18 protein-coding genes are annotated in these 18,605 nt (G+C 63.5%); 7 read left to right on the top strand and 11 right to left on the bottom strand.

Going from position 1 to position 18,605, the window contains the following annotated elements; translation table 11 throughout:
- Positions 1-13: 13 nt before the first annotated feature.
- The 8 genes from PSV33_RS03990 to PSV33_RS03955 form a co-directional block, all read right to left on the bottom strand.
- Positions 14-337, bottom strand: coding sequence for a succinate dehydrogenase assembly factor 2 (locus PSV33_RS03990; protein ID WP_300558947.1), 324 nt, complete (start codon positions 335-337; stop codon positions 14-16).
- 2 nt (positions 338-339) lie between these two features.
- Positions 340-1,044 carry a succinate dehydrogenase iron-sulfur subunit gene (locus tag PSV33_RS03985; protein ID WP_300558945.1) on the bottom strand — a complete coding sequence of 235 codons (705 nt, stop codon included), beginning with the start codon at positions 1,042-1,044 and terminating at the stop codon, positions 340-342.
- A 16-nt stretch (positions 1,045-1,060) separates the two neighbouring features.
- Positions 1,061-2,854, bottom strand: a complete 1,794-nt coding sequence (sdhA, locus tag PSV33_RS03980) for a succinate dehydrogenase flavoprotein subunit (protein WP_300558942.1) — start codon at positions 2,852-2,854, stop codon at positions 1,061-1,063.
- Between the two features lie 50 nt (positions 2,855-2,904).
- Positions 2,905-3,270, bottom strand: coding sequence for a succinate dehydrogenase, hydrophobic membrane anchor protein (gene sdhD, locus PSV33_RS03975; protein WP_300558939.1), 366 nt, complete (start codon positions 3,268-3,270; stop codon positions 2,905-2,907).
- 16 nt (positions 3,271-3,286) lie between these two features.
- Complete coding sequence (gene sdhC, locus PSV33_RS03970; protein ID WP_300558937.1) at positions 3,287-3,730, bottom strand: succinate dehydrogenase, cytochrome b556 subunit; 444 nt, start codon at positions 3,728-3,730, stop codon at positions 3,287-3,289.
- Positions 3,731-3,944: 214 nt separating this feature from the next.
- Positions 3,945-5,528 (bottom strand): cryptochrome/photolyase family protein, encoded by a 1,584-nt coding sequence (locus tag PSV33_RS03965; RefSeq protein WP_366945579.1) that lies wholly within the window; start codon positions 5,526-5,528, stop codon positions 3,945-3,947.
- Between the two features lie 55 nt (positions 5,529-5,583).
- Positions 5,584-5,763: a DUF2256 domain-containing protein gene (locus PSV33_RS03960; RefSeq protein WP_300558931.1), complete on the bottom strand. Its 180-nt coding sequence runs from the start codon at positions 5,761-5,763 to the stop codon at positions 5,584-5,586.
- An 8-nt stretch (positions 5,764-5,771) separates the two neighbouring features.
- A complete protein-coding gene (locus PSV33_RS03955) occupies positions 5,772-6,542 on the bottom strand; it encodes a GntR family transcriptional regulator (protein WP_300558928.1) in 771 nt (256 codons plus the stop codon).
- A gap of 212 nt (positions 6,543-6,754) precedes the next feature.
- On the opposite strand from PSV33_RS03955, the gene PSV33_RS03950 reads away from it, so the two are divergent.
- From PSV33_RS03950 to PSV33_RS03935, 4 genes are all read left to right on the top strand, one after another.
- Positions 6,755-7,741 carry a malate dehydrogenase gene (locus PSV33_RS03950; RefSeq protein WP_300558925.1) on the top strand — a complete coding sequence of 329 codons (987 nt, stop codon included), beginning with the start codon at positions 6,755-6,757 and terminating at the stop codon, positions 7,739-7,741.
- Between the two features lie 20 nt (positions 7,742-7,761).
- A complete protein-coding gene (locus PSV33_RS03945; protein ID WP_300558922.1) occupies positions 7,762-8,751 on the top strand; it encodes an aldolase/citrate lyase family protein in 990 nt (329 codons plus the stop codon).
- A gap of 39 nt (positions 8,752-8,790) precedes the next feature.
- Positions 8,791-9,405 carry a hypothetical protein gene (locus tag PSV33_RS03940; protein WP_300558920.1) on the top strand — a complete coding sequence of 205 codons (615 nt, stop codon included), beginning with the start codon at positions 8,791-8,793 and terminating at the stop codon, positions 9,403-9,405.
- Positions 9,406-9,466: 61 nt separating this feature from the next.
- Positions 9,467-12,082 carry a bifunctional aconitate hydratase 2/2-methylisocitrate dehydratase gene (locus PSV33_RS03935; protein ID WP_300558917.1) on the top strand — a complete coding sequence of 872 codons (2,616 nt, stop codon included), beginning with the start codon at positions 9,467-9,469 and terminating at the stop codon, positions 12,080-12,082.
- Between the two features lie 140 nt (positions 12,083-12,222).
- On the opposite strand, the gene PSV33_RS03930 is transcribed toward PSV33_RS03935, so the two are convergent.
- Both PSV33_RS03930 and PSV33_RS03925 read right to left on the bottom strand, forming a co-directional pair.
- On the bottom strand, positions 12,223-12,606 hold the full coding sequence (locus tag PSV33_RS03930) for a hypothetical protein (protein ID WP_300558915.1): 384 nt from the start codon (positions 12,604-12,606) through the stop codon (positions 12,223-12,225).
- A 17-nt stretch (positions 12,607-12,623) separates the two neighbouring features.
- Complete coding sequence (locus PSV33_RS03925) at positions 12,624-13,124, bottom strand: pyridoxamine 5'-phosphate oxidase family protein (RefSeq protein WP_300514873.1); 501 nt, start codon at positions 13,122-13,124, stop codon at positions 12,624-12,626.
- Positions 13,125-13,560: 436 nt separating this feature from the next.
- Here PSV33_RS03925 and PSV33_RS03920 point away from each other — a divergent pair, with 436 nt between their 5' ends.
- The 3 genes from PSV33_RS03920 (at position 13,561) to PSV33_RS03910 (ending at position 16,268) form a co-directional block, all read left to right on the top strand.
- Positions 13,561-15,006, top strand: a complete 1,446-nt coding sequence (locus PSV33_RS03920; RefSeq protein ID WP_300558913.1) for a DHA2 family efflux MFS transporter permease subunit — start codon at positions 13,561-13,563, stop codon at positions 15,004-15,006.
- Positions 15,007-15,089: 83 nt separating this feature from the next.
- Entirely contained in the window at positions 15,090-15,452 is a 363-nt protein-coding gene (locus tag PSV33_RS03915; RefSeq protein WP_300558910.1) for a DUF1428 domain-containing protein, read from the top strand.
- A gap of 18 nt (positions 15,453-15,470) precedes the next feature.
- Positions 15,471-16,268, top strand: a complete 798-nt coding sequence (locus tag PSV33_RS03910) for an SDR family oxidoreductase (RefSeq protein ID WP_300558908.1) — start codon at positions 15,471-15,473, stop codon at positions 16,266-16,268.
- 106 nt (positions 16,269-16,374) lie between these two features.
- On the opposite strand, the gene PSV33_RS03905 is transcribed toward PSV33_RS03910, so the two are convergent.
- The gene (locus PSV33_RS03905; protein WP_300558905.1) at positions 16,375-18,591 is read right to left on the bottom strand and encodes a molybdopterin oxidoreductase family protein; all 2,217 of its coding nucleotides are present in this window, start codon (positions 18,589-18,591) and stop codon (positions 16,375-16,377) included.
- Between the last annotated feature and the right edge of the window lie 14 nt (positions 18,592-18,605).

The following is an 18,605-nucleotide window of genomic DNA, read 5'->3' as shown; positions in this document are numbered from 1 at the left end:
CTTTCTTGTCAAATCAAAGGGGGTCGGTCAGGGAGCCTGTGGCTGCGGCGCGAATCAAGTTTAAGACCTGCACGGCCTCGTAAGTAGATGCACTTACCTGTGCATCCGTTTCTGAAAGCTGGCCGGGTTCCCGACGTTTTAGCAGAAGGTCCAGCAGGTCGTTGTCAGACAATTCCATTAAATCATTCAGGCCTTGGGCCTGGCTGACGGTCAGCGTGGCTTCGTGCTGCCTGAAAAACTTCTCGATCAGCAGGTCGTTTTCCAGCAGGCCGCGGCGGCAGCGCCACTTGAGTTTGCTCAGGGCGCGTTCGCCAAGAAGTTCGTCAGCTGTATGCATGCTCAGACGGCGCGCAGGACCATCATTTCCTTGATTTTTCCGATGGCCTTGCTGGGATTGAGTCCCTTGGGGCAGACATCGACGCAGTTCATGATGGTGTGGCAGCGGAACAGGCGGTACGGGTCTTCAAGATTGTCCAGGCGCGCGGCGGTGGCCTCGTCGCGACTGTCGGCGATGAAGCGGTAAGCCTGCAACAGGCCGGCCGGACCGACAAACTTGTCCGGGTTCCACCAGAAACTGGGGCAGGCGGTCGAGCAGCTGGCGCACAGGATGCACTCGTACAGGCCGTTGAGCTCGTCGCGTTCTTCAGGGCTTTGCAGGCGCTCTTTTTCGGGCGGCACGTTGTCGTTGATCAGGTAGGGCTTGATCGAGTTGTATTGCTTGAAGAAGTCCGTCATGTCGACGATCAGGTCGCGCACCACCGGCAGGCCCGGCAGCGGCTTGAGCACAATCTCGCCTGGCAGCGTGCGCATGTTGGTCAGGCAGGCCAGGCCGTTCTTGCCGTTGATATTCATGGCGTCCGAGCCGCACACGCCTTCGCGGCAGGAACGGCGGAAGGAAATGGTGGGGTCCTGCGCCTTGAGTTTCATCAGCGCGTCCAGTAGCATGCGTTCGCTGCCGTCGAGTTCGACCTCGATGGTCTGCATGTAGGGCTTGGCGTCGGTGTCCGGGTCGTAGCGGTAGATCTTGAAAGTACGTTTGGTCATGGGGTTCCCGCTTGTCTTAAAAGGAGCGAACGGTCAGGGGGATGGAGTCCACGGTCAGGGGCTTCATCTGCACGGGCTTGTAGCTCAGGCGATTGCCCTGGCTGTGCCACAGGGTGTGTTTGTGCCAGTCGGTGTCGTTGCGGCCGTTCGGATGCTCCGGTGTATCGCCGTAGTCGTCCACCGAGTGCGCGCCGCGGCTCTCGTGGCGTGCAGCGGCCGAGACAATGGTCGCCTGGGCAGCTTCAATCAGGTTTTCGACTTCCAGCGCCTCAATGCGCGCGGTGTTGAAAATCCTTGACTTGTCCTTGAGCCCGATGTTGTTGACACGTTCGCGCAGAGCGGCGACCTTGGCCACGCCTTCGTCCATGATGGCCTGGGTACGGAAAACGCCGGCGTGCTGCTGCATCGCTGCGCGGATGTCGTTGGCCACGTCCTGCGCGTATTCACCGCCGGTCGCGTTGTCCAGCCGCGCGATGCGCGCCAGCGTGGCGTCTGCGGCGTCGGCCGGCAGTGACTTGTGGGTGGTGGTTTTGTTGAACTCGACGATATGGTTGCCGGCCGCGCGGCCGAACACCAGCAGGTCGAGCAGCGAGTTGGTTCCCAGGCGGTTGGCGCCGTGCACGCTGACGCAGGCGCATTCGCCGACCGCGTACAGGCCGCCCACGACCTGGCTCTTGTTGTCGGCGTCCTGCGTGACCACCTGGCCGTGGATGTTGGTCGGGATGCCGCCCATCTGGTAGTGGATGGTGGGCACCACGGGAATCGGTTCCTTGGTGATGTCCACGTTGGCGAAGTTGTGGCCGATCTCGAACACCGAAGGCAGGCGCTTCATGATGGTCTCGGCGCCCAGGTGGGTCATGTCGAGGTTGATGTAGTCCTTGTTTGGCCCACAGCCGCGGCCTTCCTTGATTTCCTGGTCCATGCAGCGAGAGACATAGTCGCGCGGTGCCAGATCTTTATAAGCCGGTGCGTAACGCTCCATGAAACGCTCGCCGTTGCTGTTGCGCAAAATCGCGCCTTCACCGCGGCAGCCTTCGGTCAGCAACACGCCAGCGCCATGCACGCCGGTCGGGTGGAACTGCCAGAACTCCATGTCTTCGAGCGGGATGCCGGCACGCGCCGCCATGCCCAGGCCGTCGCCGGTGTTGATGAAGGCATTGGTTGACGCCGCAAAAATGCGGCCCGCGCCGCCGGTGGCCAGCAAGGTGGTCTTGGCTTCGAAGATATGCACGTCGCCGGTTTCCATCTCGATGGCCGTCACGCCGACGACATCACCGGCGGCGTCACGGATCAGGTCCATCGCCAGCCATTCAACGAAGAAGCTGGTTTTTTCCTTGACGTTCTGCTGGTACAGCGTGTGCAGCATGGCGTGGCCGGTGCGGTCGGCCGCGGCGCAGGCGCGCTGCACGGCTTTTTCGCCATAGTTGGCGGTGTGGCCGCCGAAGGGGCGCTGGTAAATCGTGCCGTCGGGGTTGCGGTCGAAAGGCATGCCCATGTGCTCGAGGTCGTACACGACCTTGGGCGCTTCGCGGCACATGTATTCAATCGCATCCTGGTCGCCGAGCCAGTCGGAGCCCTTGACGGTGTCGTAGAAGTGATAGTGCCAGTTGTCTTCGGACATGTTGCCGAGCGAGGCACCAATGCCGCCCTGGGCCGCCACCGTGTGCGAGCGTGTCGGGAACACCTTGGAGAGCACGGCGACGTTCAGGCCGGCACGCGCCAGTTGCAGGGAAGCGCGCATGCCGGAGCCGCCGGCTCCGACGATCACCACGTCAAATTTGCGTTTGGGAAGCTTGGAGGATGCAGTCATGGTTACTTCTTCAAAAGTCGGTCGTCAAAAGTGGATACCGGTACCAAGGATCACAGGCGCCACAGAACCTGGATGCCCCAGCCGGCGCAAGCCACCAGCCACACGATCGTGAACACGTTGAGGGAGAGCTTCAGCCACACAGGCTTGATGTAGTCCATCAAGATGTCGCGCATGCCCAGCCACACGTGGTAGAGCAGGGCAAGAATCACGACAAACGTCAGCACTTTCATCCACTGCGAAGAGAAGATGCCGGCCCAGAGGTCGTAACCGAGCGGGCCCTTGGTGAAAATCACCTGAGCCAGCAGCAGAACAGTAAAGAGGGCCATCAGGGCCGCGGTGACACGCTGGGCCAGCCAGTCAGTGGTACCGTAATGCGCGCCGACAACGAGGCGCTTGGAGCCGTAGTTCACAGACATGGGTTGCTCCTTGGTATCAGTAGAGGCCGAACAGCTTGGCACCCAGCATCAGCGTGAGCGTGATGCTCAGTACCAGCGTGACCAGTGCGGTGCTTTTGCCGAATTCGTTGCTCAGGCGGTGCGTGGCGTCCATGTAGAGGTGGCGCAAGCCTGCCAGAAAGTGCTGAAGGTAGGCCCAGATCAGCGCGAGGGCCACCAGCTTCCAGATGAAGCCCGGCAAACCCAGCATGCCAATGTTGAAGGCGGCCTTGAATTTTTCGAATGAAATTTCTGAAGAAATCGAGGTGTCGAACATCCAGATGATGAACGGCATCAGGAGAAACATGATGGCGCCACTGGCGCGGTGGAGTATGGAAACCCAGGCCGCGGCTGTCATGCGGTAGGTCGTCAGGTCTGTAAAAGCGTTGATGTTGCGGTACTCGGGCCGCTTGGGACGCTGTTTGGATGCCAGCTCTGTCATTGTTGGGCTTTCGTGGGGAGAGGACTGGTAACTGCCTGGTAACTGCCCGTGAAGCACGAAGCAGTTACAACTGAAAACCTTCGAATTCTATTGCAACGCAGCAATGAACCTGCCCGCTCAGACCATGGCAGCAGGGTTTTGTCAGGAAATTGGGGCGAAAAAAACGCCACAGTCCGGTCGAAGCGCGCGAAACCGGGGCAAGCTGACGGGAACATTACAGCTGATCCAGTCCGGCCAGCATGTCCTGCGCCTGTGCACGCAACAGCTGCCTGTCCTGCGGCGCCATGCGCTGCAGGTGCTTGATCATCAGCGCCGTCCGCGGGTTGGCTGTGAAAGCCGTTTCGTGCCGGTCCAGAAAATTCCAGTACAGCGTGGTCATCGGGCAGGCGTTGGGGCCGGTCCGCGTTTCGGGCTCATACCGGCAGCCGCTGCAATAGTTGCTCATGCGTTTGACATAGGCGCCGCTGGCCACATAAGGTTTGGAGGTGAAACGCCCGCCGTTGGCAAACAGCGCCATGCCGGCCGTATTGGGCAGCTCCACCCATTCCACCGCGTCGACATACACCGCCAGATACCAGTCGCACAGCTGCTGCGGACTGATTTGCGCAGTGACTCCGAACATGCCGGTCACCATCAGGCGCTGGATGTGGTGCGAGTAGCCATTGGCCAGTGTCTGGCTGATGCACTGGTGCATGCAGTTCATGTGGGTTTCGCCGGTCCAGTACCACGCGGGCAGGGGCCGGTCGTGGCCGAAGTGGTTGGCGGTCTTGAGCTCGGGCATGTCCAGGAAATACACGCCGCGGATGAATTCGCGCCAGCCCAGCACCTGGCGGATAAATCCTTCCACGCTGGCCAGATCAAGGTTGCGGGTCCGATAGGCGTTCTCGGCGGCAAGCACCACCTCCAGCGGGTTGAGCAGCTTGAGGTTGAGCGAGCTAGACAGCAGGGCGTGCCAGCCAAAGTCCAGACCGGTCCACATGGCATCCTGGTGTTTGCCGAAGTCGGGCAGGCGCTCGGTGATGAAGTCGGCCAGCGCCTGCAGTGCCTGCTCACGCGAAACCGGCCAGTTGAAGCGCTCCAGGTCACCGGGATGACCGGCAAACTCCTGCCCGACCAGCGCCATGACCTCGCGTGTGATGGCGTCGGGTTCAAACACCGGGGGGCGAGGCAGATGCTGCGGCCCGGCCTTGCCAAACCCCTTGCGGTTGTCGGCGTCGTAGTTCCACTGCCCGCCTGCCGGTTTCCCGTCGTCCATCAGCACCTGGTACTCCTGGCGCATCATGCGGTAGAAAAATTCCATGCGCAGGCTGCCCGACTGGCCGGCCCAGCGCCGAAACCGCGGCAGCGCGCACATGAAATGTCTGTCTTCACGCCATTCCATGAAGGAGGCCGGCTGTTCAGCCGCTGTGGCGGCGGACGGGGTGACGAGGGATTCAAGAGCTTCGTCCATCTGCCTGCGAACCCGCAGGTCGCCCGGCTCCACACCAATGACGCGTTCAGGCCGGTACCGGGCGATTGCGGCGCGCAGGCCATCGGCCAGTGTGAGGTCGCCTTCCGCATCGATGGCGCGGTAGGCCACGCGCCAGCCGCGCTGCCGGAGCGTGTCGGCGAAATGCCGCATGGCTGACAGAAACAACACCGTGCGCGCCTTGTGCGACCAGACGTGGGTGGACTCTTCCCGTGCCTCGATCATCAGCACGACGTCCCGGGTGGGATCGAGGTGGTCGAAAGCAGCGGAGTCGCCGTCGAGCTGGTCGCCCAGGATCAGGATCAGGTGGCGGCAGGAAGCGGGAGGCATTGCCTTCATTGTCCCTGAACCGTGCGGCCGTCAATGCCCCGCGCTGCAATACGGCCTATGTTTTGTCGGCTACTGGTGCCGGTTTTCCTGTTGCTGGTTTGTTCGCGCGGCAGGCCTGGGAGCAGTATTTGACCTGGTCCCAGTTTTTGGCCCAGCTCTTGCGCCAGCTCATCTCGCGGCCGCACGCCAGGCAGGTCTTGCTCGGCAGCGATGACTTGTTGCCTTTGAAGCCCATGGCCGCTTTCAGCTCAGGGTATTGCGGTAGTAGTGGGTGTCGGTGCGGTAATAACCGCGCCGCAATTCCATCGGCACATCGTTGTAGGTGTAGGCGATGCGCTCCACGCTCAGCAGGGGCGTGCCTTGCTCCACTTTCAGGAGCAGCTCGCGCCCGTCGGTGGCGGCCTCGGCGCGTATTTTTTCTTCGGCGCGAACCATGCGCACATTGAACTCGATCTCGAACAGCGCGTACATCGGGCCATGGTAGTCGGCCAGCCGCTCAGTGGTCAGCCCCTTGAACGGGGCCGCGGGCAACCAGAGGTCTTCCAGAATCGTCGGTGTTCCGGCAAAACTCAGCACACGGCGTGCCTGCAGCACGGCGTCGCCGGTGCGCAGCGCCAGCGCGCGGGCGATGTCGGCGCTGGCGCGCACGCGCCGGCAGTCGATGATGTCGCGCTGGGCCGGGCCTTCGCTGCCCGGTGTGCCGCTGTCAGGCACGAGTTTGAGAAAACGGAACTGCACATGCTGCTCGGCGTGCGTGGCCACAAAGGTGCCCTTGCCCTGACGCCGCACCACCAGGTTGTCGGCGGCCAGCTCATCAATGGCTTTGCGCACCGTGCCCTGGCTCACGCGGTAGCGCGCGGCCAGGTCCATCTCGGAGGGAATCGCTTCGCCCGGCTTCCACTCTCCCGATTGCAGGCTTTGCAGGATCAGGCCCTTGATCTGCTGGTACAACGGGCTGAAGGCCGGCGTGGCACCTGCAAAATCATCGGCGGACGGGGGAGGGATGGCGGCCATGGGGGGTGTGTGAAGCTGTCCGATCATATCTTATATAAGACATAAGACAAATTGACGTCTGCGGGTTTTCCAGCGTAAAATCTTTGGCTGAGTCGACGCAACGCTTTGCCCCCGTGTGATGTAGGTCACATGCGTTCGGGGCGCCCAGGCTGCGCAAACCACTTCATTGTTACCTCTTCAACCGATTTACAACCTTCCTGGAGTTCTCCACCATGAGCAAAAAACCCGTCCGTGTTGCCGTTACAGGGGCCGCTGGTCAAATCGGTTACGCACTTCTGTTCCGCATCGCTTCCGGTGAAATGCTGGGCAAGGACCAGCCGGTGATCCTGCAATTGCTGGAAGTGCCGGTGGAAGGCCCGCAAAAGGCGCTCAAGGGCGTGATGATGGAGCTCGACGACTGCGCCTTCCCGCTGCTGGTCGGCATGGAGGCGTATGACGATCCCATGAAGGCCTTCAAGGACGCCGACTACGCGCTGCTGGTGGGTTCGCGTCCCCGCGGCCCGGGCATGGAGCGTGCCGAACTGCTGGCCGTCAACGGCGCCATCTTCACGGCGCAGGGCAAGGCACTCAACGCCGTGGCCAGCCGCAACGTCAAGGTGCTGGTGGTTGGCAATCCCGCCAACACCAATGCCTACATCGCGATGAAAAGCGCGCCCGATCTGCCGCGCAAGAACTTCACCGCCATGCTGCGCCTGGACCACAACCGTGCTGCCAGCCAGCTCGCCGCCAAAACAGGCAAGGCCGTGGCCGACATCGAAAAACTCACGGTCTGGGGCAACCACTCGCCGACCATGTACGCCGACTACCGCTTTGCCACCATCAATGGCGAAAGCGTCGCCAAGATGATCAACGACCAGGAGTGGAACGCCAACACCTTCCTGCCGACCGTCGGCAAGCGCGGCGCCGCCATCATTGAAGCGCGCGGTTCGTCTTCCGCCGCTTCGGCTGCCAACGCCGCCATCGACCACATGCGCGACTGGGCGCTGGGCACCAAGGGCAAATGGGTCACCATGGGCATTCCATCGGACGGCCAGTACGGCATTCCCAAGGACGTCATGTTCGGCTTCCCCGTCACCTGCGAAGGTGGCGAGTACAAGCTGGTCGAGGGCCTGGAGATCGACGCTTTCAGCCAGGAGCGCATCAACAAGACCCTGGACGAGCTCAAGGGTGAGCAGGACGGCGTCAAGCACCTGCTCTGATTGCGCAGAAGCACACAGTAGTGACACATCCCCGCGACGTTCTTCTTGGCGCCCAGGCCTCGGCAGCTTTGTTGCCGGTCTGTGACCACTACAGCGGCGTCGAGGCACGGATGCGCAAAAGCCTGCAGCTGCAGGCGGAGATGACCGAGGAGTTCGGCACCTGCGTGTTTGACGTGACGCTGGACTGCGAGGACGGCGCGCCCGTTGGTGGCGAGGCCGATCACGCGGCGCTGGTGTGCGCGCTGGTCGCTCAAGCCGCCGACGGCGCGCGTGTGGCGGTGCGGGTCCATGCGGTGGACCATCCGGCGTTTGAAGCGGACATTGCCACCCTTGCCGGCCAGGTCGGCGACAGGCTCTGCCACCTCATGGTGCCCAAGGTCGAATCGGTGGCCGATGTCGAACGCGTGGTGGCTGCCCTGGCCGCGGCCTCGCGGCCTGACCTGCCTGTCCATGTGCTGCTGGAATCGCCCGCGGCAGTGCATCATGCCTTCGCCATCGCGGCCCATCCGCGTGTGCAGTCGCTCAGCTTCGGCCTGATGGACTTTGTTTCCAGCCACGGCGGCGCCATTCCCGCCGCCGGCATGAGCAGCCAGGGCCAGTTCACGCATCCGCTGGTGGTGCGCGCCAAGCTCGAGATCGCCTCTGCCGCCCATGCCTGCGCCAAAGTCCCCTCGCACTGTGTTGTCACCGAATTCAGTGACACTGCAGCCATGAAGGCGGCCGCCCAAAAAGCCGCCCGCGAGTTCGGTTACACGCGGATGTGGAGCATCCACCCGGGCCAGATCCGGCCCATTCTCGAGGCTTTTGCGCCCAGCGAAGGCGAGATCGAGAACGCTACAAAAATAATAGCTGCTGGCGCACATGCCGATTGGGCGCCCATCAGTTTTGAAGGCCAGTTGCACGACCGCGCCAGTTACCGCTATTTCTGGCAGGTGCTGGAGCGGGCGCACCAGACCGGCCGCGTATTACCGCATGAGGCGCAAGCGTATTTTTCTGCCGCGCTTCATTAATTGCTTGCTAGATTGCCGACCTTTTCCCAAGGAAACCCCATGAAACGCACTGTTCTTGCTGCCCTGGCGCTTGCCGCCCCCGCCCTGCTGCTGGCCCAGACCGCCACGCCCAAACCCGCGCCCAAGGCTGCCGCCGTCAAGCCCGCACAGGCGGCCAAACGCGCACCGATCAAACGCTCTGCGGCCAAAGCGGTCGAAGAAGTGACCCCCATCGATGACGACCCCAGCGTCACGCTGACTCCCGAAGACCTGGAGCTTGCCAAGCGGGTTTATGTGGGCACCATTCCGTGCGAACTGGGTGCGTCGGTGACTGTCACGCCAAGCACCAAGCGTCCGGGCTTTTTCCTGGTGCAGACCAGCACCGCGAAGTTCTACATGCACCCGGTGGGGAGCCGCACTGGCGCCATTCGCCTCGAAGATGGCCGGAGAGGCGCGATGTGGCTGCAGCTGGGCAACAAGTCCATGCTGATGAGCCAGAAGCTGGGCCAGCGCCTGGCCGACGAATGCATGAGCCCCGTGCAGTCCACTTTCGCCGAGGAGATGAAGAAGAACCCTCCGGTGAGCATTCTGGAGCCCTTGCCGGCAGCCAAGCCGGCAACCGCGCTGGCTGGCACGGGTTCAGCGCAACCGGCGCTGCCCGCCAAAGCGGAATAGCAGCTGACCGACAACGGCGCGCGCTGCTTTGAATTTTTTTTGAGTACAGGAGAGAAAAACCATGGTGTCCGAGTTCATAACAAGTTATCGCAACCACGTGGCCGAGCGCGCCGCGCTCGGCATCCCGCCGCTGCCGCTGTCGGCCAAACAGACGGGCGAAGTCATCGAGCTGCTCAAGAACCCGCCCACGGGCGAAGAGGCCTTCCTGGTCGAGCTCATCACCCACCGCGTGCCTGCCGGCGTTGATGACGCGGCCAAGGTCAAGGCCAGCTACCTGGCCGCGGTGGCCCACGGCACCGAGAAGTGTTCGCTGATCTCGCGTGAAAAAGCCACGCAGCTGCTGGGCACCATGCTGGGCGGCTACAACATCAGCCCGATGATCGATTTGCTCGACGACGCCGAAGACAGCGTCGCCACCCAGGCCGCCAGCGGCCTGAAAAACACCTTGCTGATGTTCGACCAGTTCCACGACGTCAAGGAAAAAGCCGACAAGGGCAACAAATACGCGAAGGCCGTGCTGCAAAGCTGGGCCGATGCCGAGTGGTTCACCAGCCGCCCGGAAGTGCCGGCGTCCATCAAGCTGACCGTGTTCAAGGTGGCCGGCGAGATCAACACCGACGACCTGTCGCCGGCACCCGACGCCTGGAGCCGCCCCGACATTCCGCTGCACGCGCTGGCGATGCACAAAAATGCCCGTCCCGGCGTCACACCGGAAGAAGACGGCAAACGCGGCCCGGTCAAATTCATCGAGGAGCTGAAAGCCAAGGGCAACCTCGTGGCTTATGTCGGCGACGTGGTGGGCACAGGCTCGTCACGCAAGTCGGCCACCAATTCGGTGCTGTGGTTCACCGGTCAGGACATCCCTTTTGTGCCGAACAAGCGTTTCGGTGGTGTCTGCCTGGGCGCAAAAATCGCGCCGATTTTCTACAACACCATGGAAGACTCAGGCGCGCTGCCGATCGAGCTCGATGTGAGCCAGATGGCCATGGGTGATGTGATCGAGCTGCGACCCTACGAAGGCAAGGCGCTGAAAGACGGCAAGGTCGTCGCCGAGTTCAAGCTCAAGAGCGAGGTGTTGTTTGACGAGGTGCGCGCCGGGGGCCGCATTCCGCTGATCGTCGGGCGCGGCCTGACGGCCAAGGCACGCTGGGCGCTGGGCCTGCCGGTCTCCACCCTGTTCCGCCTGCCGCAGCCACCGGTTGCCAGCGAGCGTGGTTTCACGCTGGCGCAGAAAATGGTGGGTCGTGCGGTTGGCCTGCCCGAAGGCCAGGGCGTGCGCCCAGGAACCTATTGCGAGCCGAAGATGACGTCCGTGGGTTCGCAGGACACCACCGGCCCGATGACCCGCGACGAACTGAAAGACCTGGCCTGCCTGGGCTTTTCGGCTGACCTGGTGATGCAGTCCTTCTGCCACACGGCGGCCTATCCCAAGCCGGTCGATGTGAAGATGCACCACGAGTTGCCCGAGTTCATGAGCGACCGCGGCGGCATCCCGCTCCGCCCGGGTGACGGCATCATCCACAGCTGGCTCAACCGCATGCTGCTGCCCGACACGGTCGGCACCGGCGGTGACAGCCACACACGTTTCCCTATCGGTATCAGCTTCCCGGCAGGCTCCGGCCTGGTCGCTTTCGGCGCTGCCACCGGCGTGATGCCGCTGGACATGCCCGAGTCGGTGCTGGTTCGTTTCAAGGGCCAGATGCAGCCGGGCATCACCCTGCGCGACCTGGTCAACGCGATTCCGCTGTATGCCATCAAGGCCGGCCTGCTGACGGTTGCCAAGCAGGGCAAGAAGAACATCTTTTCCGGCCGCATCCTTGAAATCGAGGGCTTGCCCGATCTGAAGGTCGAACAGGCGTTCGAGCTGTCCGATGCATCGGCCGAGCGTTCTGCCGGCGGCTGCACCGTGCACCTGAACAAGGAACCCATCATCGAGTACATCACCAGCAACATCACCATGCTCAAGTGGATGATTGCCTCGGGTTACTCGGACGTGCGCACCATCAAGCGCCGCATCGCCGCCATGGAAGCCTGGCTGGCCGACCCGCAGCTGCTCAAGGCCGATGCCGACGCCGAATACACCGCGGTGATCGAGATCGACCTGGCCGACATTCACGAACCCATCGTGGCCTGCCCGAACGATCCGGACGACGTCAAGACCCTGAGCGAAGTGGCCGGCAGCAAGATCGATGAAGTGTTCATCGGCAGCTGCATGACCAACATCGGCCATTTCCGCGCGGCTTCCAAGCTGCTCGAGAACAAGCGCGACATCCCGGTCAAACTCTGGATGGCGCCGCCGACCAAGATGGACGCCAAGCAACTGAGCGAAGAAGGTCACTACGGCGTGCTGGGTTCGGCCGGCGCGCGCATGGAAATGCCCGGCTGCAGCCTGTGCATGGGCAACCAGGCGCAGGTGAAAGAGGGTGCGACCGTTTTCTCGACCTCGACCCGTAACTTCCCGAACCGCCTCGGCAAAAACTCCAACGTTTACCTGGGTTCTGCCGAACTTGCCGCGATCTGTTCCAAGCTGGGCCGCATTCCGACCAAGGCCGAGTACATGGCCGATATGGGGGTGCTGACCGCTGCCAGTGCCGAGGTCTACCAGTACCTGAACTTTGACCAGGTCAAGGACTACACCGACATGGCGGATACGGTGAAGGACAGCGTACCTGCCTGATTCCTGCCGCTACGCTGACTGACTGCCTGTGCAGCGAGCCCCGTGACTTCGGTCCCGGGGCTCTTTTCATTCAGTGAAGAAATTGCGGATGCCGGCGCGAGACGCTGACATTGTTGCCATGGCCAGGCGGGCTTGCTCGCTTACAGCCCCGCTGGCAGCGGATCAATGATGCGCAGTTCCGAACCATCCGCGAAGCACACGTACCAGAAGTCCGGCGAGGCCGGCAGGTTGGGCCGCGCATGGCTGACATTGATGGGTGAGATATACACGGTGCTCGCCCCATCGTCGGGCGGCGGCGAGAGGTAGTGGCGCCTGGCGGCGACCAGACCGCCAATGGCACTGACCACGGTGGCGGTGGACTGCGTGACCGCGTTGACGCTTGTGCCCTGCCCCAGCAGGTGGATGGTGGTCTGGCCGAGCAGGTCCGCCCGCGACGCTTCCACGTAGAGCACGGCCGCCGGGTTGATGCGCAGGTCGTCGGGGGCGGCCGGGTCAGTCGCCTTGTTGAAGCAAAGGAGTGGCATGTCGTGCAGCCCGTGCTTCAGGACAGTTTCAGCTCTTTGTGCTCGCCCAGGTTTTTCGGCGGCTCGCCGGTCAGCGCGGCTTTGGCCATCTTGGCCAGTTGCACCATCTTGCTTTCCTTCACGTCCCAGTATTCGGCGTGGCGGATGCTGATTTCCAGCAGCCCGAGATCCGGATCCGTGGGGCCCTGAAACCAGGCCTTGGCCATCGGCGACCACAGGGCCGCCTTTTTCGCGCTGTCTTCGACAATCGCGCCCTGGCCGGACAGAGACACATAGCTGTCCTGGCCGGGGTCGGCGTATGACACGTTGACATTGCCGTCCTGCCCCAGGCGGCGGGCGATTTCGCTGTTGCGTGAAACAAAGAAATAAAGGCGCGCGTCTTCGTCGGCAGACTGATTCTGGGTGGTCAGCGGGTGGCTGTGCAGCATGCCGTCGGTATGGCGGTGCGTCAGCATGCCGAATTTGATGTCCTTGATCAGGTCCCAGAGGGTTTGCTTGTCGGCAGTAGGGGTGTTCATGCGGGCTCCGTGAGTGCTTGCGTGGTGAATGGATTCAGGATCCACCTTAGGCGTCGGCGGCACGCTTTTTCATCAGTCGCGGTCCCCGCTGACTGTCAGTGCATGCCGACAGCCCGGCGTGGCACCGGCGCCGGTCCCTGCTGGCGTATGGCAGTAAAAAGTGCCTGCAGCCCTTTACGGACGAGCGGATACAGCTATCAAAAACAGAGCAAACTGGTCCCGATGAGGGCGCCAGCTACAGCGGGAGTCCGTGATGTGGACGCTGTTCATGATCTTTGGTATGCTTTTGTGTACGCCGTACACAATTAATGAAAGGGTGGGGGTGCCCCCCCCCCTTGTTGCACATTTTCCTTGAAAGCAGAACCATGGACTTGCCGATGTCTCGTTTTTCCGTCCAACCCGCAGCGCCGGTGTCCGGCTGTCCCGGGCGGTGCGCATGAGTGGCGCGATGGACAGCCGCAAACGCTGGTGGGCGCTCACTGTGCTTTGCCTCGGTGTGCTGATGATCGTGCTCGACACCACCATCGTGAACGTGGCCCTGCCGTCGATACGCACCGACCTGGCTTTTTCGGAGACCTCGCTGGTCTGGGTGGTCAATGCCTACATGCTCACGTTTGGCGGCTTTCTGCTGCTGGGCGGCAGGCTTGGTGACCTGTACGGCCAGCGCCGGCTGTTCCTGGCCGGCCTGGTGCTGTTCACGCTGGCGTCACTGGCCTGCGGCCTGGCCGATTCCCGATGGCTGCTGATTGGGGCGCGCGCCGTGCAGGGCCTGGGCGGCGCCGTGGTGTCCGCCATCGCGCTCTCCCTCATCATGAATCTGTTCACCGAGCCGGCCGAGCGGGCCAAGGCCATGGGCGTCTACGGCTTTGTCTGCGCCGGCGGCGGCAGCATAGGCGTGCTGCTGGGTGGCGTGCTGACCGATGCCCTCAACTGGCACTGGATCTTTCTCGTCAACCTGCCCATAGGCGCGGCTGTCTTCGCCCTGTGCCTGGTTCTGCTGCCTGGCGGGCGCGGGCAGGCGGCAGGCGCGCGTCTTGACGTGGCGGGCGCATTCGCGGTGACTTCGTCGCTGATGCTGGCGGTCTACGCCATCGTCAACGGCAACGAGACCGGCTGGACTTCCCTGCAGACGCTGGGGATGCTGGCCGCAGCAGCCGTGCTGATGGGCGTGTTCCTGCGCATCGAGTCGCGCGTGCTCACGCCGCTGGTGCCCCTGGGCCTGTTTCGCCTGCGCAATGTGACCGTCGCCAACATCGTCGGTGTGTTGTGGGCGGCTGCCATGTTTGCCTGGTTCTTCATTTCCGCGCTCTACATGCAGTTGGTGCTGGGCTACAGCGCACTGCAGGTCGGGCTGGGCTTTCTCCCGGCCAACCTGATCATGGCCGCGTTTTCACTGGGCCTGTCTGCCCGCATCGTCATGCGTTTTGGTATCCGCTTGCCGCTGGCGGCGGGCCTGCTGCTGGCGGCGCTGGGGCTGGCGCTGTTTGCGCGCGCGCCGGTGGCTGGCCAGTTCGTGGCCGATGTGCTGCCGGGCATGCTGTTGCTGGGTCTTGGTGCAGGCATGGCCTTCAACCCTGTGCTGCTGGCCGCCATGAGCGATGTGGCGCCTAGCGAGTCGGGCATTGCGTCGGGCGTGGTCAACACCGCCTTCATGATGGGCGGGGCGCTGGGGCTGGCGGTGCTGGCCAGCGCAGCCGCCGCACGTACCGGGCAATTGGCATCGGGTGGCACTGAGGCGCTGGCAGCCCTCAATGGCGGTTACCAGCTGGCCTTTCTTCTGGGGGCCGTGTTTGCGGCCGTCGCGGCGCTGCTGGGCGCGGTGCTGATGCGTACCGGCGTTGCGGCTGCCGCATTGCCAGCCGCGGGGCAGGGCGCGGAGTAAGCCGCAGCTCCCCGCCGACAACGGGCAAGGCTGCGGCCTGCAACCGTTCCCTGTTCTTTTCAGCAAACCCGAGGAGATTTCAGATGAGCCGTTATGTTGATGGATTTGTGGTTCCGGTACCCACGGAAAACCTGGATGCCTACCGCCGCATGGCGCGCAAGGCCGGCAAGATCTGGCGCGAGCACGGCGCGCTGGAGTACGTCGAATGTGTGGCCGACGATGTGAAACCGGGCAAGACCACGTCGTTTCCGCAAAGCGTCAAGCTCAAGGCCAGAGAGACGGTGGTTTTTTCGTGGATCGTCTACACCTCGCGCAAGCACCGCGACGCGGTCAACGCCAAGGTCATGAGTGCCCCGCGTCTGGCCGACATGATGGACCCGAAAGCCATGCCCTTCGACGGCAAACGCATGTTCTGGGGCGGCTTCAAGACACTGGTCGAGCTGTAAACCACCGGAACAAAAAAAATGATCCTGAGAAGCAAGGTGGCCGTGGTCTACGGCGGGGGCGGCGTCATAGGCGGCGCCGCAGCGCGTGCGTTTGCCAAGGCCGGTGCGCGTGTGTTTCTTGCGGGCCGTTCGCCTGAAAAACTCGACGCGGTGGCGAGCGACATTGTGGCCGCCGGCGGCAAGGCGGAGACCGCACTGGTGGATGCGCTGGATGAGGACGCGGTGAACCGGCATGCGGATAAAGTGGCGGCCGAAGCCGGCAGCATTGACATTGCGTTGAACGCAGTCGGTTTTTTCCACGTGCAGGGGGTGCCGCTGGCCAGCCTGGCGCTGGCTGACTACAGCTATCCGGTGGAAGCCTACACCCGCACCAACTTCATCACCGCCAAAGCGGTGGCCCGGCACATGGTCCGGGAAGGGGCGGGTGTGATCCTGATGCTGACCACGCCGGCGGCAAAAATGGTGGGCCCGGGTTTCCTGGGCCACTGCGTGGCGTGTGCGGGTGTTGAGGCCATGACGCGGCATCTGGCTGGTGAACTGGGCGCCGACGGTGTGCGCGTGTTGTGCCTGCGCTCGCATGCGATCCCGGAGGCCGTGACGCGGGGCTCTCACAGCCGCGATGTGTTTCGCCAGGTCGCCTTGCCCGCGGGCATGGACATTGACGAGATGCTGGCCGGCGCTGCCGAAGGCACGCTGCTCAAGCGACTACCGCGCCTGGTGGAGATTGCCAACACCGCCGTGTTCCTCGCGTCGGAACAGGCCGGCGCCATGACAGGCACCGTGGTCAACCTCAGTTGCGGCATGTCGGTCGATTGAAGAGCCACTTCAATCTGCTATTTTGCTATTCATTAGATAGCTGCTTGCGCCCGTGCAGCAAGGGCCAACGCGCGATTTCATTCGCAAGCTCGCGAAAACGCGGGTCTCAGGCGCTGACAGCATGAAGTTCCACCGGCACGCCGCTGAGCACCGCGTTGCCCGACAGCGGGTCGCGCCAGTCTTCGTCGAGCAGTGCGTTGAGGTTGACGCCGGGCCGCTCGGCGGCCAGCGCCATGCGCGTGCCTGGGAGGCCGTGGCCCCAGCCGTGCGGCAGGCTCACGACGCCGGGCATCATCTCCTCGCTCACGTGCACCTGCGCTTCAATGCTGCGTCCCTGGTTACTGATGCGCGCCAGCGCGCCGTCCATCAGCCCCAGGCGCTTCGCGTCGTCCGGGTGAACCAGCGCCGTGCAGCGCATCGGCCCCTTGGCGAGGACGGGCAGGTTGTGCATCCAGCTGTTGTTGGAGCGCACATCGCGCCGGCCGACGATGACCATCGCCGGTACCGGCTGCGTGATGGCGCGCGCGGCGCGCTGCAGGTCCTGCAGCAGGGCGGGCGGCGCGAGTTCAATCTTGCCGGAGGGCGTGCGTAGCAGCTCGGGCATGCGCGCCTGCAGTTCACCCAGGTCGATGCCGTTGGGTGCGGCCCGCACCTTGGCCAGGGTCAGGCCTGCGGGGTCACGTCCAAACTGGTCGCCGTACGGGCCGGTGCGCAGCGCAAGTTCGAGCAGGCGCTCCGGCCCGCGCAGGCCTTGCGTGGCTTCGATCACCACCGCGGCCTGTTCGCCGAACAATTTTTTGGCATCTTCGGCAAAGTGGCGATCGTCGAGTTGCGCGGCATCGGCACCCGCGCCTTCGCCCTGCACGATGGCCGCCAGCCTGAGCAGGGTTTCCCACTCGGCCGGCTGGCCTTCGGGCGCGGCGAATACCGGCGCACTGTAGCGCGCATGGTTGCGCCAGGAGAACTGCGGAAAAGCCACGTCGTAATGCATGTCTTCCAGCGGTGACGGCCCGGGCAGGATCACGTCGGCATGGCGCGAGGTTTCGTTGACGTAGATGTCCAGGCTGACCATGAAGTCCAGGCTGTCGAGCGCCTGCGCGAGCCGTGCGCCGTTGGGCGAAGACAGCACCGGGTTGCTGGCCACGGTGATCAGCGCGCGCACCTGGTCAGAGCCGGGCGTCTCGATTTCTTCGGCCAGGCAGGTCATGGGCAGTTCACCAAAAACCTCGGGCGCACCGCTGACCCGGCTGCTGTGCCGCCCGGTCGTGATGCCGCGGCCGCTGCCTGGCTGGCCCGCGGTGTTGTGCGCAAAGGCCGCGGCTTTCGGGAACATCGCGCCGCCGGGCTCGTCGAGGTGGCCGGTCAGCACATTGAGCACGTCGATCAGCCAGCTTGCCAGCGTGCCGTATTCCTGCGTGCAGGTGCCGATGCGGCCATACACCGCGGCACGCGGTGTGCCGGCCAGTTGCCGCGCCAGGCCGCGTATGGTTGCTGCCGGGATGCCGCAGCGTGGCGCCACCACCTCGGCACTGAAGTCTTTCACGGCGGCTTCCACAGCGCCTACACCGTTGACCAGCGGCGCGATGTGTCCCAGTCGCACGAGCTTTTCGTCAAACAGCGTGTGCACCAGACCCAGCAGCAAAAACACATCGGCACCGGGGCGGATGAAGTGGTGGGCATCGGCCATGGCGGCGGTTTCCGTGCGGCGCGGGTCGATCACCACCAGCTGGCCGCCGCGCGCCTGCATGGCCTTGGCCTTGCCCTTGAAGTCGGGCACCGTCCACAGGCTGCCATTGCTGGCCAGCGGGTTGGCGCCCAGCACCAGCAGAAAGTCGCAGCGCGTGATGTCGGGCACGGCAATGCTGAGCCAGTGGCCGAACATCAGCCCGCTGGACAGCTGCTTGGGCATCTGGTCGAGCGTGGATGCTGAAAACACATTCCGCGAACCCAGCGCCTTGGCCAGGCGCGAGAAATAAAGCAGCAGCCCGATCTTGTGCGCTGACGGGTTGCCCACGCTGATGGCGGCAGCCTGGCGGCCATGCTGCGCCAGGATGGGTGGTAGCCGGCGCTCGATTTCGGCAAAAGCTTCGTCCCAGGTGGCGGGAACGAATTCCCCGTTGCGCTTGATCAGCGGCGTGCGCAGCCGGTCCGGGTCTTCGTGCAGGTCTTTCAGCGCCACGCCCTTGGGGCAGATATAGCCGGCGCTGAAAACATCGCTGTCGTGGCCGCGGATGCTGATGACCTTGCCGTCCCGGACCTTCAGTTCCAGGCCGCAGCAGGCTTCGCACAGCGGGCAAATTCGGCGGTGAATGCTTTCGCTCATGTTTGTCTCCTGAC

This window comes from Polaromonas sp. (assembly GCF_029945895.1).
In the GTDB taxonomy this organism is placed as follows: Bacteria; Pseudomonadota; Gammaproteobacteria; order Burkholderiales; family Burkholderiaceae_C; genus Polaromonas.
Note: the sequence above shows the minus strand (reverse complement) of the source record. Positions and strands in the feature narration are given on the sequence as shown.